Genomic DNA, 14150 nt, shown 5'->3' on the forward strand with positions numbered 1-14150 from the left:
CTGGAAAACGGTGCAGGCGCGAGGCGGCCAGCGCCTCGCGCCTGCACCGTCGTAGGTGTTACTGCCAGTTCGGGTTCATGCCCTCGGGGTAGCGCGAGCCGAACCCTCCTTCGGGGAGGATCTCCTTGATGCGGGTGAGATCGGCTTCGGTGAGGATCAGGTCAGCGGCGCCGACGTTCTCCTCGACGCGCTTGGCGCTGCGGGTACCGGGGATCGGAACGATGTTCTCTCCCTGTGCGAGCAGCCAGGCAAGGGCGAGCTGTGCGACGGTCGCGTCCTTGGACGCGGCAAGCTCGGTCAGCCGGCGTGTGGCCTCAAGTTCTTCCCGAAGTTGCCGGGCTGCCAGCGGGCGTCCCAGCTGCGCATATCGGCCTCCTCGTACTCGGCAGCCGGCTTCGCGGCACCAGTGAGGAACCCACGACCCAAGGGCGAATAGGGGACGAAACCGATGCCGAGCTCGTTCAGGGTCGGGAACAGCACTTCGACTTCACGCTCAAAGAGGGAGTACTCGGTCTGAAGGACCGAGACGGGCTGGACGGCGTGCGCGCGTCGCATCGTTTCCGGTCCGGCTTCGCTGGGCCCGAAGTACTTGACCTTGCCGGCATCGATGAGGTCCTTCACGGTCCCGGCGACGTCTTCGATGGGGACGTCGGGATCCACCCTGTGCTGGTAGAGGACGTCGATGTGGTCCATCCCGAGGTAGCGGAGGCTGTTGTCGACGACCTCGCGGATGTGCTCCGGCCGGCTGTCGAACCCGAACTCTCTGGTGAAGCCGAACTTCGTCGCGATGACGACATCGTCGCGGAAGTTCTTCACCGCGTGGCCAACGACCTTCTCGTTCTCTCCCCAGCCGTACAGCTCGGCGGTATCGAAGAAGGTGACGCCCAGATCGTAGGCGCGCTGAATCGCAGAGGAACCACCCTCAGCGTCGGCCGCTCCATAGGCCATTGAGATTCCCATCGAGCCGTAACCGATGGCGGACGTGGTTAGGCCCTGAGTGCCCAGTGTGCGTGTTTGCATGAGGTCTCCTGTGGTGGATAGTGCCAGCGGGTCGGGATAATGGACGTCGCTTGCGTACTCAATCGTTGGCGCGTAGAAATTGGATTACCAGGGGAGGCTGTTCCGTTCCACGTAGTGAAGGTGTTGGTTGGCCCGTCGGGCCCAAGGCGAGCTACGCGTACGATCTCGCGCGCGGCTTCCTCAACGGTCTCTGTTCCTTGGAAGGCGACCAGTGCGGTCTTTGCGAAGCCGGGCGAGACAAGGTTGACTTTGATTCCGCTCGATTCCAGTTCGACCATCATGGATAGCGTTATGGCGTTGAGCGCTGTCTTCGAAGCCGAGTAGACCGGCTCGTACGCCGAATGATTCGGAGACATCGAATCGCTCATGATGTGGAGTGAACCCATTGCACTTGTGACGTTGATGATGCGGGCGTTGGCGGATCTGCGAAGCAATGGCAGCATCTCTTGATACACCGCCAGCGGCCCGAAGACGTTGGCTTCCCAGACGGCTCGTACCTCCTCCAAGGGGACCTTGCTTGCCGTGGAGGACGCGCGCAGTTCTTCGAAGCTTTGGATATCGGTTCGGGTGCTGGAGACGGCGGCGTTGTTGATGAGAAGATCGAGACAGCCGGCTTTCGAATAGATTTGCTCGGCCGCTGCGCTGATGGACGCGGCATCCGTCACGTCGAGTTGGACAGCGACTGCACCGTCTCCGATGTCGCTGGCAGCCTTCTTCCCGCGCTCGAGATCTCGGGCTCCGACGAATACGGTGACGCCGTCCGAGACGAGCTCCTCCGCAACGTGTTTGCCCATTCCTTGATTTGCGCCGGCCACGAGGGCGATACGATTTGTCATTTGGGATATCCTTAGAATTTTGAGTCGTGTCTTTATTGTGCGAGCGATCGACTACCTTTCCCTTTTTCTTCTGAGAGAAGCTAATCGTTGGCTGATAGATTCTCGGCCGGAATCGCATGAACAGGACGTCTCTCGATCTCTCTAGATTCCCAGGGCCGTCGCTCTGAGACCAGTGAACGTCGAATAGATACGATTTCGTCCAACTACGTTGAGCAGGGCGGGCTTGTCAGTTGCTTTACTTCGCGGCGCAGCCGAAAGTATTAGAAGGCCTTCGCTACGGTTCTTGCTGATTAGTGCCTGATAATCGAGCTCGAGACGGCTGCCTTCGGGGTGAATCACCGTCTTATGGTCCTCGAAGAGCGTTCCGATGACATTCCTTCACCATTTTCTGCATACTCAGCGCTTTGTTCTTGTAGCTGTCTGAGCAGACACTTCAGCGTTGGGTTGCTGCCCGGACGCTGCCTATGCCGCTCGTAGGTGCGCTAGTTGAACTTGGCTTTGCCGCGCACGGTGGGCGGTGGGATACACCTCCTTTTGCTGAAGATCGGCACTGTGCCCGGTGGTCCAGGGGCCTTCGTAGGACCGGTTCTGGCGTGGTTATCTCTCGCAGTCCGGAAGAGTTCGCCGAGAGAGCAGAATTGTGCGTGGTCAGGCTGCTTCTTTGCTGTGGGATGTCGGCCGACTTCTCGATTACCGGCATCTACGTCAGTGATTGGCCCTTGTGCCGACGAGTTGCTCGGACACTTCCCAGATGCGGCGAGCGTCGTCCATGTCGTGCAGGGGCGCCCAGAACTCATGGAGGGCCGGCGGCCCGCCGGCGATGCGCTTGGGCCCGAAGAACTGGTCGCCCCCATATTCAGGGTCGGTCGCCGCCATGAGAGCGGGCAGTGCTGCGCTGTCCGGGGTCCCGGCGAGACCGATCTGGGAGAGGAATCCGATGAGGCGGCGCGCCGGGGGCGTCTTGTCGCGGCCCATGGCGGGTTGTGCTGCGAGCAGGTTGGTGGGCGAGATGCCTGGGTGTGAGAGGTTGCTGCTGATGCCCCATCCATTGGCGCGGCTTCGTGCCTCGAGTTCGCGGGCGAAGAGGCCGACGGCGATCTTGGACCCGGTGTAGGCCTTCATGACGTCGTAGCTCTGCTCGTGGTTCAGGTCGTCCCAGTTCATCGCGCCCTTCCGGGCGGCCACGCTCGTCTGGTGGGTGACGCGGGCGCGGCCTTCGCGCAGGAGCGGCAGCAGGCCCAGGGTGAGGGCGAAGTGGCCGAGGTGGTTCGTGCCCCACTGCAGTTCGAATCCATCACGGGTCTCCTGGCGTGTGGGTGGTTGCATGACGCCGGCGTTGTTGATCAGGATGTTGATGGCGCGGCCCTCTGATATGAGCGTGGTCGCGAGGGACGCGACGGATTTCAGCGAGGACAGGTCCAGGGATCGGGTGCTGACCCTGGCGCCGTCGACGGCGGCGCGGATCCGCTGCGCTGCCGCGTCGCCTTTGGCCTGGTTGCGGACGGGCATGATGACCTCCGCGCCGGATCCGGCCAGCCGTGTCGCGATGACGGTGCCGATACCGTCGCTCGCTCCGGTGACGACGGCGAGTGTGCCGGTCAGGTCGGGGATGGTGAGGTCGTAGGTGCGAGGCATGAGGGGTTCCTTCGTTCGAGTGGTGAGGTCACTGGATCTGGTGCCTGATCTCATGGTTTACCGGTTGCTGGGGCGTAGCTAGGACCTGTCGATCCACGGCTAGCGAGGCAGTGGCTGCTGGCTTGGCGGCGGTCAGGAGGTGATGGACTGCGAGCCGATGACAGCCAGCAGTTGCAGTTTCTCGTGGCTGTCACTGCCGGGTGCGGCTGTGAAGACGAGGAGGCGGTGGGACTGATCCGGATCGAGCAGGGTCTGGCAGTTCAGATCGAGGCGACCGACTGTCGGGTGGAGGAAGCGTTTGACCTCGGGTGGCTGCACACCGACTTCCTGGGTGTCCCAGACGCTGCGGAAGTCTGCGTTGTCCTGTAGGAGCGCGGCGAGCGCGGCTGCCCGCGAGCCTGGCCCGCGGAGGGCTACGAGCTGACGCAGACCCGAGGCGTAGACGCGGGAGAGCCGCTCGCGTTCCTCGGATGGGTAGGCTTCCCTGGCTGTGGGGTCGGTGAACCACCGGTATCCGATGCTCCGGCCGGGACCGGTGCGCTGCGAGGCGTCACCGAAGAGAGCCTTGCCGAGCGGGGTCTGCCGGAGGGTGTCCCCGACCTCGGTGATGATCTCTGCGGGAGTGTCGGTGAGCCGGTCGAGGATCCGTAGCAGTCCCGGGCTCACGAACTCACTGTCGGTCCCGCGCGGAGGTGGGGTATGCCCTGCGAGGCGGAAGAGATGATCACGCTCGTCCAGGGTCAGGTGCAGGCCCTGGGCAATGGAGGCGACCATCTGCTCGGAGGGGTGTGGGCCGGTGCCGCGTTCGAGGCGGGCGTAGTAATCGCTGGACATGTGACACAGCGCGGCCACTTCCTCCCTTCGCAGGCCGTTGGTCCGCCGCCGCTGACCCCGCTGCAGCCCGACGTCCTCGGGTTGGAGCGATTCGCGGCGATGACGCAGAAACGAGCCCAGACCCTCACGATCGATCATTCTGTACCTCCTTGGGGTGAGACCTTCTGTCTATCGTGTGCACCGTCTGCTATCCACGGTCTGTCAGACCACCCCTTTGATAAGGGCGCGAGCTCGATGGCAGCAGTAAGAATCAAGGGACCTGCCAGACCTGCGATACCTCGAACTGATCCGTCCAGAGGCATCACGCATGGGGTGCGATCCAGAAACCATCACGGGCAGGACCCTCTTGTTCTTTTTCATGACACCATGTAATTATCTTCCTGACACGATGTCAATAAAATCAGGTCCAGCCTTGTGAAGGAGACGACTTCCATGCATGCACCAGTCCACGAACCAGTGAACGAACCAGTCAACGATGCAGTCCAGCTCGTGAGGCGAGGCGTCGGGAGACATTCAGATGGGAGGATCCGCTGGTTGCTGGGATGGGGTGCCGTGGCGGGGGCTGCTGCCGCCGCAGTCATCATTCCGCTGGCCGGGTTGCTTGCGGCTGCTCAGGCAGTGTCTCTGTTCGCTCTGGCCCTGGCCGTTGTTCAGGGTTCCCGCCGGTATGGATGGAGGCTTTTCCTTGCCTTCTTCGCGATCTGCTTCGTCATCAGCAACTTCTGGGAAAACGTCAGCATCATCACGGGGTTCCCGTTCGGCAACTACTACTACACGCTCATGCCACAGCTGTTCTACGTTCCCGTGATCGTCGGCGTCATTTACTTCGGTATCGGCTGGGTCAGCTGGATGACAACCATCACGATTCTCGATCGCGCCGATGAGCGCCTGGACCTCCGCACACGGGCCGGCCGAGTCAACGTCATTGCCCTGCCCGCGCTCTCCGGTGCTGTCATGACGATGTTCGACGTCGGAGCGGACTCGCTGATCTCGACCGTACGAAGCATCTGGATCTGGGAGGATGGCGGAGGGGTCTTCGGCGTCCCTTTCACGAACTATCTTGGGTGGTGGTTCGTCACCTGGGCCTTCTTCCAGGTCTTCACCCTGATCCTCGCCGCTGCTCAGACACGGCGTCCGGTCCGGCTGACGAGCCCGCTTCGCCAGGTGTCCTACCTCCAGCCCGTGCTGACCTACGCGATGTTCGCGGTTCTCTCCACGACGACCTTCATCGCCGACGGCGGACCGCAGACGATCCTGGACCCAAGCGGCGCTCCATGGGACACAGCGGCGCTCAATGAGACACTGATGATCATCAACATCTTCAGCGTCGTCCCGGTTGCACTGTTCGCGATCGCCAAGATCGCCAGAGGGGACCTGAGACGGGTCTAGCGCCGGCGCGCATATTCAACGATCTGAGCGCGTGCCACTGCCTTGCCCGCCAAGTAAGTATCGGAAAGGGAGCGTAGTGCCAAAGATCTCCGCCGCGACGATCGCCGAACACAAGCTGCACACCTGGGGCTTGCTGCTCGACGCCGTCGACGCGCTCATCCTCGAGCGTCCTTTCGAGACGATCTCTATGCGTGACGTCGCCGAACGATCAGGGGTCGCCAGGACCGCCATCTACAACTACGCACCCGACACCATCACCCTGCTGATCGAGGCGGCCAAGCGCGGCAGTACCGAGATGGACGAAGCGGTTGCACGCCGAGCCGACAACACGTCACTCTCGCCCGCTCAGCGCCTCCGCGAAATCGTGATCGTCCTGCTCACCGAACACGCCCAGAGCACGAGCGCATTCATCGCGATGCAGACAATAGAGCGCACCCTCCGGCAGGAGCGCGTAACCGACGCTGTCATTCCCTTCCGTGACCAAATTGGTGATCGGATCATCGACGTCGTACGGGCGGGCGTCGAAGCAGGAGAGTTCGCACCGGTGGACGATCCCGCACTGACCCGGGCACTCATGGTCGGGGTCATGCAGGCAGCGCTACGCAGATTCAGCGGAGCGCACGCCATAGGAACTGCGGACGCGGAAATCGTTTCGCGCTTCCTGATCAGTGCCCTCAGCCGTTCACCCGAACCACTTCCCTAGCTTCCCCCTGGGTTATCGTCCACCACCTCCAGCCCAAGCGATAACAGCTGCGGCGGCTTCGATCGTGGTTGATGCCGCCGCACTACTGGTGTGAGAGCAAAGCCTTTCGCAGTACAAGCGCACTCTTTTTCCCTCCCCCTTGTGCCGTTCGGGGCCCGAAGCCCGAAGGACGAGAAGGGTCCAGCCCCACGCGTCGTCCCTGTAAAGCACCAGGCACAATCACGAACCTCGTCGTTGGCACAGCCATGCCGATGATCGTTCTCGGGCAGCACATGAGTGCTTCAGCCCATGCCGATTCGCGAAGAGATCCCAACGAGAAGGGAAACAATCATGGTCCCCGACAACAAACCCTCAGCCGACCGCCGCCCGAAGGACGTCAATGCGGCCGAGCAACACCGGCGTCCATCGCGCCGTTCGCTGCTCCGCATGGCTTTGGTTGGTGTCGCAGCTGGCACGGTCGGCTTCGGCGCAGCCCGCATCACCGCCCCCGGCGCCGAACTGCCGGACTGGACAGCCGACGACATGCCGTCCATGGCCGGCAGACGTGCAGTCATCACCGGCGGCAACGGCTACCCGGACGAGGGACGAAGCGGGCTGGGCTACCACCAAGCACTGGCGCTCGCCGCAGCCGGCGCGGACGTGACAATCGCATCCCGCAACCTTGAGCGTGGCGAGGAAGCAGTCCGCAGGATCCGCGCTGAAGTCCCAGGAGCAGCTATTCACTTCGAAACCCTTGATCTCACTGATCTCGGGTCCATCAACCTCCTCGCACGACGCATGGAGGAATCCGGGCGAAGCCTGGATCTGCTCGTCAACAACGCCGGCGTCCAGGGACGCAGAGAACGCGAAGAATCCCGAGACGGCCTGGAGCGGGTCTTCGCGACCAACGCCCGCGGGCCGTTCGCCCTGTCAGCGCAGTTACGACCACTCCTTCAAGCGGCGAATACGCCGCGCATCATCTGGACGTCGAGCTCGCGCGTCGGATCCATCGACTTCGACGACCTGCAGAAGGAACGCACCTACGACTACGGGCAAGCGTACGACGACACCAAGCTCGGGAATCTCCTCATGGCCTTCGAATGTGAGCGCCGCAGCAAGGCCGCCGGATGGGGCATCACCAGCATTGCCGTACACCCCGGTGTCTGCCGAACGAACATCGTTCTGGATGGACCAGGGCCTGATTCACCGGAAGGCTGGCGCTTCCAGTACATACCGCCCCTATGGCAAGACCCTGCGATCGGCGCCCTCCCCGCCCTCTACGCTGCCACGTCACCCAGGCCGCCGGCGGAGGCTACTACGGGCCTAAGCAACTGCGAGGCCTGAGCGGGCTACCAGGGTTCGCTATCATCCCCGACAGCGCTCAGGACGCTGAGCTCGCCTCCAAGTACTGGACGACAATGGAGGAACTTGCCGCCGTATCATTCAGCTGATCCAAGAGACGGACCGTGAAGCGACGCATAACAGGCCGATCCCTCTCGGATTCACGGACAGGGGGTGAGTGACCTACTTTGGAAGCTCACGGAAGCGTAAGTTCCGGATCCATTGGCATGCAGTAGGTGCGAATGGCTAGGCGTCGATCACCATGTCGGTCAGCGCAACCGAGCAGCAGGGCAGGAACTTGCCCGCCTCGATCTCCCGCGAGCGAATTCCGCCCTGGTGGTTCATCTCCACGTCCCCGGAGAGTTTGACGACTTTGCAGGACCCGCACATGCCCTCCTTGCAGTTCGCGCCGATCCTGACGCCTGCGCGCTGCGCCACCCCGAGTATTTGGTCCGTCGGATCGATACGCACCTTGATTCCGGTTCGCATGAACGACAGGGTGAGACTTCCCGTCCCCACCGTGTCGAAGCCGGCGGCATCGGGGGCGTCGGCCTCCAGCCCCTCGTCCGGAAGGCGATCGAAGGCTCCGGCGCGGGCCGCGCCGGCTGCTACCAGCGGAAGGCCCCGGGCGCCCGTGGTTCCCTCGGCGTCGTATCCGGGCTCATAGAGCCCGAACGCAGTGGGTTGACCCTCGTAGTACACCTCGGCGGAGTCGGCAATCTCCTCCGCGATCCCTTCCGCGATGTCTACGGCCAGGGCGAGCTCCGCTTGATACTCCAGGAGCGTCTGGCGGCTTCCGGAGAAATACTCCATGTGGATGGACGTGTCATCCACGCCGACCTTCCTGAGGAGCTCAGCTGCGGTGTTCAGGTAACCTTCGGGGCCGCAGGCATACACCTGGCGGCCATTGGCATCGGGCGCCACCTCATCGAGCATCGTTGTCGTCAGCCTGCCGGTGAACCATTCCCATCCCTCGACGCGACTGCGGTCGCCCAGGGAGTAGAAGACCTTGATGCGCGAGTCGACGGAGGCGATGTATGCCAGTTCCTGGTGGAAGGCGAAGCCTCCCGCCGCCGCTCCGTGGTAGAGCACGACGACGTCGGCCTGTCCGGGAAGGGAGTGGATCGTTCGCACCATCGCCATGATGGGGGTGATGCCCGCGCCGGCGGCAAGCAGGAGATACCTGGCCCGGCGGTCGACATCGGGGAGGTGGAAGGCCCCGACCGGCCCGATCATCTCCAGGACGGTGCCAGGCCTGACGTTCGCGTGCACCCACGGTGACACCAGTCCCGTCGGATCGGATTTGACCGTGATGTCGAAGGTCCAGGGCTGGGTCGGCGAACTGGACACGGAATAGCTGCGATCCACCGCGTCACGGTCCTCACCATGGATGGGAAAGGCGATGTTCACGTACTGGCCCGGGCGAAACGCCAGGGGCGCACCGTCGGAGCGGCGGAAGACGAAGGTCATCATGCCGCCGGCTTCGGGAACCGTCTCGACACATTCGGCCAGGAACTCCTGCGGGTGCCAGGGACCCAGAGCTCGGGCGGCACCTGCGGGGCCGCCCGTGCTACCCATGACTCGGTTCCACGGCATCTCGAGCCCGCGAATGCGCTGCGGCTCCTGGGGGGCGGTGACCGGCCGCATGTCGGTCATGCCATGTACTCCTGCATGCGGTGTACGTACCAGTTGATGAATGCCTCGACCTGGTACTCGCTCTTCATGTACGGGCCGGGCTCGTAGACCGGACTGCCGGCTCCCTTCTGGCACAGTTCCACGAACGCCTTGTCCTGCAGATTGGTCTGCTTCCACGTGTGGGTGAGCTTCTCGACGTCGTAATCGACGCCCTCCTCGGCGTCGTCGGCTACCAGCCAGGTGGTGCGTACCAGGGTCTGGTGTTCGTTGACGGGGAAGACGGCGAACGTGATCACGTGGTCGCCGAGGAAGTGGAACCAGCTGTTGGGCTGAAGGTGCATCGAGCATCGGCCCAGGCGAAAATCCCGCAGGTCGCCGAGCAACTTCTTGGAGAGCCTGTGCCCGTCCGGCGAGAATGATTCGCCACTGCCGTCCAGTGACTCACGTGAGATGCGGATCCCGGCTACGCGGGTGTCGAGCTCCTCGACGACCTCGTAGGGAAGACCGTAGCGGCGGCAACGGTCCTCCAGAACGGATTGTGCTTCCTTGTTGCGGTCCCACACCTCCTCCAGATGATGAGGAACAAGCCCCTCCGTCAGGCCCCACGTGGGAAAGAGTGAGCAGGCGAGCTCGGGGTGACCGTCGCAGTGGTAACACTCACGGTTGTTCTCCATGACGAGCTTCCAGTTGCCCTCCTCGACGATGTTCTGCTGATAGGCGATCTTCGTTTTCGACAGCTCGTGGGGCGCAAGATAGGGCTCGAAGATTCTGCCGGTCTCATCGAAGTCCGTCGGCGGTTCGTCCGCAACACAGACGAAGATGAGTCCGGCGATCACGCGGCTGTGGGCCCTCTTGAGGCCGAAGCATCCCTTGTCGAACTCCGTTTCGCCCGGCGCCGAGGCGTGCATCAGGTTACCGGCGGGGGAGTAGGTCCACGAGTGGTACCCGCAGACCAGGTTCCCGGTGGTCCCTGCAGGTTCAGTAAGGACGCGGGCGCCGCGGTGGCGGCACACGTTGTGCAGGACGTTCACGCCGCCGTCGTCGTTGTGCAGCACGATCAGGGAGTAGGGCCCGTAGTCGACGGTGATGTAGTCGCCCGGCGCCGGAAGCTCGGCGATGCTCGCCGCGAAGATCCAGTGCCGACCGAAGACGGCCTGCATGTCCATGGCGAAAATCGTCGGATCGGTGTAGCAGGGTGCCTCGAGGGAGTACCCCACGCGGCGGGTATCGAAGAGTGCGGCGATCTCCCTCAACTGCTCGGCAGGTACCGCTGTTTCGAGCGTTCCGCGCGAGCTGCGCAGTGCGTTCACGTGAGCAGACATGGTTTTCCTCCCGCATGGATCGGGTGAGAGCGCTGACCGTCGGAACCACGGATCGGCGTCGCGCCGAATCGTTCCGCAATCGTTGTGTTCACAGGGTACGGGTGGAGCCCGTTCGATAAAAGAGGAAGGTTCAACGGATGATCATGCAGAATAGTTGCATGATCGACTCCCGGCTCATCACTCTCCGGGTTTTCGCCCGTTGCGGCTCTGTCGGTGCAACCGCTGAGCTGACAGGTTACTCACCCTCCGCCGTATCCGCGCAGTTACGGGAACTCCAGCGCGTGCTCGGAATGCAGCTGTTGACGAAGGACGGTCGGGGTGTGCGGCTGACCGCCACGGGGCGCATTCTCGTGGCAGGCTCGAACGCTCTCATCGCGGACTGGGAAAGGCTGCGCACGGCGGCCATGGAGGCCGGTGACCAGGTGCAGGCCAGCTTCGGTCTCGGCGGGTTCTCAACGGCAGCCGCTCAACTGCTCGCGCCATTGGCCGCCACGCTGCGTTCGACACGTCCGCTGCTGGAGGTACAGGTACTCGAGGCGAACCCGACCCGCTGCTTCGACCTGTTGGTCGCTGAGCGGATCGACCTGGCGGTCGTCGTCGCCATGCAGTCCGAAACCCATGTCGAGGATGATCCGCGCTTCGAGCAGACTGTCCTGCTCGACGATCCCCTGGATGTGATCATCCCATCCGGTCATCGGCTGGCCTCTCAGGAAACGGTGACGCTCGAAGAGCTGGCGTCGGAACCCTGGATCACCGACGCTGCAGGTTCCACATACCGTTCCCTGTTCACCGCGGCCTTCACGGCAGTCGGCATGTCACCGCGGATCGCCCACGAAGCCGTGGAGTGGGAGACACTGATCGCCTTCGTCGGTGCAGGGCTCGGTGTGGGACTACTGCCTCGTCTTGCTCCCCTCAACTCTCCCCATGGCGTCGTTCGATTGCGCATCACCGGACGGGGGAAGCCCACCCGGCGCATCGTCGCCGCAGTGCGTAGGGGTAGCTACGCATCGCCCCTGATCCAGGAGTCGCTCGGGATCCTGCAGGTCAGTGCTGCCCGGATCCTCACGACCCGGCCCGAAGGCGATTCCTGACACCAGCCGTCATGCGGTCGTGTCCGGGTGGTTCCGGGCCGGAGGTGCAGGGACGTGATGATGCCGGGGCCGTAGATGCCCGACTCGCCGCGGCCTCTTACTGGGGCTGACTCCTCTTCGGGTCTGCATGTCGTGGCCCCGTCGCCGGGATGCCATTGGCCGACACCCCCGGGCAGTCCGAGGCGTCGCACTTCTCGGCGCAGTCGTGCTTCGTCACGAGGTCGAACTGCACACCGCCGTGTTGTTCCACTCCCGTGCGCATGGCTCGTTCCACCACGGAGGTGGCCAAGCGACGCCTGAGGGACAGCGGATCGCGACGAAGATCCTTCGTCAGGGCGAGACACAGCAACCCCATGACGATGACGAACGGAAGCGCCGCCACGATGGTGATCCTCTGCAGGCCGGCAAGTGCTTCGGATGGTTCGTCGCCTCCCGCCAGCAGCATTACCGCGGCTACGGCGCCGGTGAGGCAGCCCCAGAAGATGACGACCGCCCGGCGGGGATGTTCGGCGCCGTTGGAGCTGAGCGAGCCCATCACGATAGAGGCGGCGTCGGCGCCGGTGATGAAGAAGATGGCGACCAGAACGATGGCCAGCAGGACGACGGCGGTGGTGGCCCAGGCGGGCATGCCCAGGTTGTTGATCAGATCGAAGAGCGCACCGTCGAAGTTGATGGTGGGTGCACCGTCGACGACGGTGACCAGGCCGGGGGTGTTGGCCCTGTCGGCTTCCTGCTGGATGGAGAACGCGGTACCCCCGAAGATCGAGAACCAGATCACGCTGACGACACTGGGTACCAGCAGCACGCCGGTGACGAACTGGCGGATGGTGCGACCGCGGCTGATTCGGGCGATGAACAGACCGACGAACGGCGTCCAGGACACCCACCAGGCCCAGTAGAAGATGGTCCAGCTGGTCATCCAGCTCCGCAGGGATTCGTCGCCCACCGCTTCGGTCCGGGAGGACATCTCAGCCAGATCACGGGCGTAGTCGCCGACCGCGGAGGGGATGAGATTGAGGATGAAGAGTGTGGGGCCCACGATGAAGACGATCAGTGCGAGGGCGATGGCGAGAACCATGTTGATGTTCGAGAGCCACTGGATGCCGCGGCTGATGCCGGAGACCGCGGAAGCGACGAAGCAGAAGGTCAGAACGGCGATGATGGCCACGAGAACCGGTGTGCCGATCTCGCCGAACCACCCGTTCGAGGTCATTCCGCTGCCGATCTGCAGGGCACCGAGGCCCAGGGACGCAGCGGTACCGAACAACGTGGCGAAGATGGCGAGGATGTTGATGAACTTCCCGACTGGCCCTTCGACCGTCCTGACGCCGAAGAGCGAGGTGAAGGCGACGGAGATCAGTTGCCTGCGACCCAGGCGGTAGGTTCCGTAGGCCATAGCGATACCCACTACTGCGTACATCGCCCATGGGTGCAGAGTCCAGTGGAAGATCGAGGTGGCCATGGCCGTCTGAATGGCTTCGGGTGTACTTCCGTCAACGGTGCCCGGCGGCGGGGAGATGTAGTGGAAGAGCGGCTCCGCTACGCCGTAGAACATCAGCCCGATGCCCATACCTGCCGCGAACATCATCGCGACCCAGGAGACGGTGCGGAATTCGGGTTTCTCGCCGTCCCTGCCCAGCGGGATGTTGCCGAACTTACCCAGGGCGAGCCACAGGACGAAGATCACGAAGAGCGACGCCATCAGCATGAAGAGCCATCCGGTGTACTCCATCACCCAGTTGAGTGCACCCGTCGAAGAGGTGGACAGGCTGTCCCGTCCGACGAAACCCCAGATGACGAAAGCAACGGCGATGACGCCGGTGATCCCGAAGATCACCTTGTCGAGAACGAGCTTGTGCCTCCGGTGATCAGCGCCTGCCTGCTCGGTCGTCGCATGGCGCAGTTCCTCGAGGATCTCGTCGTAGTCATCGTCCGGTGCAGGTTGTGCGACGTCTTCGTGTGGCTCGAGGAGGTCGGGATCTTCGACGGCGACCTTCTCCATTCCGGACGCGCCGTTCCGCGCGTGCTCTGCCATCCCGTCGTCAGGAGCCGATCCCCGGCGTGAGAACGTTCTGCGGTCACTGTCAGAAGTCATGAGCGGGTCCTTTGCTCGGTGCGCCATGGGCCTGAAGGTGAACATGACCTTCAGGGTGATGCCGGGCGACAGGTTGGGCCTCGTCCGTTTCGACGAGCACGGTAGTGCCGTCGACGTGGAGGCCGCGCGTGCGCCCCTCTGTAGCAGGAGTGATCGCTGATATGTTGTTGATATAGGTGGCGATATATCAGCACACCCTACTGCTGGTCCTGATATGTGTCCAGAGGTTGCTTGCCGGCCACGCATCTATCATGGGTTCGGCCGGAGCAT

At 63.2% G+C, this 14150-nt stretch carries 12 protein-coding genes; 4 read left to right on the top strand and 8 right to left on the bottom strand.

Annotation, left to right across the window (positions count from 1 at the left end; genetic code table 11):
- Positions 1-58 precede the first annotated feature (58 nt).
- The 5 genes from AC4D2O_RS13980 to AC4D2O_RS14000 form a co-directional block, all read right to left on the bottom strand.
- Positions 59-358 (bottom strand): aldo/keto reductase, encoded by a 300-nt coding sequence (locus AC4D2O_RS13980; RefSeq protein ID WP_490908152.1) that lies wholly within the window; start codon positions 356-358, stop codon positions 59-61.
- On the bottom strand, positions 298-1020 hold the full coding sequence (locus AC4D2O_RS13985) for an aldo/keto reductase (protein WP_490907952.1): 723 nt from the start codon (positions 1018-1020) through the stop codon (positions 298-300). Before AC4D2O_RS13985 ends, AC4D2O_RS13980 begins: the two co-directional genes overlap by 61 nt.
- On the bottom strand, positions 987-1856 hold the full coding sequence (locus AC4D2O_RS13990) for an SDR family NAD(P)-dependent oxidoreductase (protein WP_490907953.1): 870 nt from the start codon (positions 1854-1856) through the stop codon (positions 987-989). The genes AC4D2O_RS13985 and AC4D2O_RS13990 overlap by 34 nt, the downstream gene beginning before the upstream one ends.
- A gap of 705 nt (positions 1857-2561) precedes the next feature.
- On the bottom strand, positions 2562-3491 hold the full coding sequence (locus AC4D2O_RS13995) for an SDR family oxidoreductase (protein WP_490907954.1): 930 nt from the start codon (positions 3489-3491) through the stop codon (positions 2562-2564).
- 132 nt (positions 3492-3623) lie between these two features.
- Entirely contained in the window at positions 3624-4463 is an 840-nt protein-coding gene (locus AC4D2O_RS14000) for a helix-turn-helix transcriptional regulator (RefSeq protein WP_490907955.1), read from the bottom strand.
- A gap of 480 nt (positions 4464-4943) precedes the next feature.
- Between AC4D2O_RS14000 and AC4D2O_RS14005 the strand changes: the two genes are divergently transcribed.
- The 3 genes from AC4D2O_RS14005 (at position 4944) to AC4D2O_RS14015 (ending at position 7740) form a co-directional block, all read left to right on the top strand.
- Positions 4944-5714 (top strand): carotenoid biosynthesis protein, encoded by a 771-nt coding sequence (locus tag AC4D2O_RS14005; protein ID WP_490907956.1) that lies wholly within the window; start codon positions 4944-4946, stop codon positions 5712-5714.
- Positions 5715-5790: 76 nt separating this feature from the next.
- On the top strand, positions 5791-6417 hold the full coding sequence (locus AC4D2O_RS14010) for a TetR/AcrR family transcriptional regulator (protein WP_490907957.1): 627 nt from the start codon (positions 5791-5793) through the stop codon (positions 6415-6417).
- A 330-nt stretch (positions 6418-6747) separates the two neighbouring features.
- Positions 6748-7740: an SDR family NAD(P)-dependent oxidoreductase gene (locus tag AC4D2O_RS14015; protein ID WP_490907958.1), complete on the top strand. Its 993-nt coding sequence runs from the start codon at positions 6748-6750 to the stop codon at positions 7738-7740.
- 243 nt (positions 7741-7983) lie between these two features.
- Here AC4D2O_RS14015 and AC4D2O_RS14020 read toward each other — a convergent pair whose 3' ends face one another.
- Both AC4D2O_RS14020 and AC4D2O_RS14025 read right to left on the bottom strand, forming a co-directional pair.
- On the bottom strand, positions 7984-9393 hold the full coding sequence (locus AC4D2O_RS14020) for a ferredoxin reductase (protein ID WP_490907959.1): 1410 nt from the start codon (positions 9391-9393) through the stop codon (positions 7984-7986).
- Entirely contained in the window at positions 9390-10694 is a 1305-nt protein-coding gene (locus AC4D2O_RS14025) for an aromatic ring-hydroxylating oxygenase subunit alpha (protein ID WP_490907960.1), read from the bottom strand. The genes AC4D2O_RS14020 and AC4D2O_RS14025 overlap by 4 nt, the downstream gene beginning before the upstream one ends.
- A gap of 158 nt (positions 10695-10852) precedes the next feature.
- Between AC4D2O_RS14025 and AC4D2O_RS14030 the strand changes: the two genes are divergently transcribed.
- Complete coding sequence (locus tag AC4D2O_RS14030; RefSeq protein ID WP_490907961.1) at positions 10853-11785, top strand: LysR family transcriptional regulator; 933 nt, start codon at positions 10853-10855, stop codon at positions 11783-11785.
- Between the two features lie 97 nt (positions 11786-11882).
- On the opposite strand, the gene AC4D2O_RS14035 is transcribed toward AC4D2O_RS14030, so the two are convergent.
- On the bottom strand, positions 11883-13787 hold the full coding sequence (locus tag AC4D2O_RS14035; RefSeq protein WP_490908153.1) for a BCCT family transporter: 1905 nt from the start codon (positions 13785-13787) through the stop codon (positions 11883-11885).
- Positions 13788-14150: the final 363 nt, after the last annotated feature.

Source organism: Arthrobacter sp. TJ-238 (assembly GCF_058269215.1).

Bases quoted from the DNA above. Each gene is read 5' to 3' on its own strand.
- AC4D2O_RS14030 (WP_490907961.1), top strand. From the start codon at position 10,853: ATGATCGACTCCCGGCTCATCACTCTCCGGGTTTTCGCCCGTTGCGGC.
- AC4D2O_RS14000 (WP_490907955.1), bottom strand. From the start codon at position 4,463: ATGATCGATCGTGAGGGTCTGGGCTCGTTTCTGCGTCATCGCCGCGAA.
- AC4D2O_RS13985 (WP_490907952.1), bottom strand. From the start codon at position 1,020: ATGCAAACACGCACACTGGGCACTCAGGGCCTAACCACGTCCGCCATC.
- AC4D2O_RS14035 (WP_490908153.1), bottom strand. From the start codon at position 13,787: ATGGAGAAGGTCGCCGTCGAAGATCCCGACCTCCTCGAGCCACACGAA.
- AC4D2O_RS14015 (WP_490907958.1), top strand. From the start codon at position 6,748: ATGGTCCCCGACAACAAACCCTCAGCCGACCGCCGCCCGAAGGACGTC.
- AC4D2O_RS14020 (WP_490907959.1), bottom strand. From the start codon at position 9,393: ATGACCGACATGCGGCCGGTCACCGCCCCCCAGGAGCCGCAGCGCATT.
- AC4D2O_RS13995 (WP_490907954.1), bottom strand. From the start codon at position 3,491: ATGCCTCGCACCTACGACCTCACCATCCCCGACCTGACCGGCACACTC.
- AC4D2O_RS14025 (WP_490907960.1), bottom strand. From the start codon at position 10,694: ATGTCTGCTCACGTGAACGCACTGCGCAGCTCGCGCGGAACGCTCGAA.
- AC4D2O_RS13990 (WP_490907953.1), bottom strand. From the start codon at position 1,856: ATGACAAATCGTATCGCCCTCGTGGCCGGCGCAAATCAAGGAATGGGC.